Genomic DNA, 1326 nt, shown 5'->3' with positions numbered 1-1326 from the left:
TTGTAGTAATCAATATATTGTTCTAATTCTTGCTTGAGATGATCGATACTTTCAAACTCTTTAAGATATAATAACTCAGATTTCAATAAACCAAAGAAACTCTCTATAACCGCGTTATCAAGACAATTTCCCTTACGGGACATGCTTTGTACAATATTGTTTTCCTTCAATGTGTGATTATACTTTTTCATCTGATAATGCCATCCTTGATCGGAATGGAGGATAGGAGAGTCTCCGTCATGGATTCTCTCTAATGCTTTATCTAACATCTTGGATACTAATTGATATACTGGACGTTTCTCTAGATGATATGCAATGATTTCCCCATTGTATAGGTCTAAAATAGGTGACAAATACAGCTTTTCACCATGGAGGTGGAATTCTGTCACATCAGTAACCCACTTTTCATTCAGCTTAGAAGCCTTGAAATCACGCTCCAATATGTTTGGTGCGACCGTTCCGACATTTCCTCTGTAGGAACGATACTTCTTCATCCGTACCAAGCATTTTAATCCAAGTTGATTCATTAACTTAAGGACAGTTTTATGATTAAGTAAATAACCACGATTTCGTAACTCCATCGTAATCCGGCGGTATCCATATCTCCCTTGGTGTTCCTCAAATATCTGTTTTATTACACTCTTAACTAGCTTGTACTTGTCAGGACGCTTCATTTTCTCGACCCAGTAATAGTACGTGCTGCGTGGAAGGTCAGCGACCTTAACTAAGTTAATAATTTTATACTTATGCCTTAATTCAAAAATCACTTGTGCTTGGTCTTGTTCTGTAATCTTTCCTTTTCTTGAACTAAGGCATTCAACTTTTTTAGATAGTCATTCTCCATACGTAAACGTTCATTTTCGGCTAATAACGCTTCTTTTGAATCCTCTACAAATTTCATTTTCTTCACTTCTTTTTCCATGGGTAGACGCCCCCTTTTTCTTGGTTGTAGAGCGTCTACCCCTTGTGTCTCAACGATTTTTAACCATTTTCCAATTGTGGCATCTGAGGAAATATTAAAAATCGCAGCCGTTTCGCGGAAAGACGTCCCGTTTTCGTTCATGTAATTGAGTACGTCTATTTTAAACTCTTGTGAATAATTTGTATATCGAGGTCGTAATCCACTCTCCCCATGATTTTCAAATAATGCAATCCATTTAATCACTTCAGATTTTATTACACCAAATTGCTTAGCTATTTCATGTTTTGAAACATTATTTTCAAGATAAAACTTCACTACGTTCAATTTGAAATCAGTACTAAATTTAGTCATAAAAAATTGCACCTCCAATTGTTAGTTGTGTCTAACAATTGGGGTGCAGATCA

General features: G+C 35.9%; 1 protein-coding gene. It reads right to left on the bottom strand.

All coding sequences use genetic code 11. The annotated features are described in order from the left end of the window. Positions 1-1273, bottom strand: a protein-coding gene (locus tag C8K15_RS21090) for an IS3 family transposase (protein ID WP_233260593.1) whose coding sequence is annotated in 2 segments (ribosomal slippage) — positions 1-829 and positions 829-1273 — 1274 coding nt annotated over the 2 segments. Because the reading frame shifts where the segments join, the coding sequence is not laid out codon by codon here. This gene is flagged as partial in the annotation. Positions 1274-1326: the final 53 nt, after the last annotated feature.

The sequence above is a fragment of the Paenisporosarcina sp. OV554 genome, from assembly GCF_003058165.1.
In the GTDB taxonomy this organism is placed as follows: Bacteria; Bacillota; Bacilli; order Bacillales_A; family Planococcaceae; genus Paenisporosarcina.
This window is presented reverse-complemented; position numbering and strand designations above follow the sequence as displayed.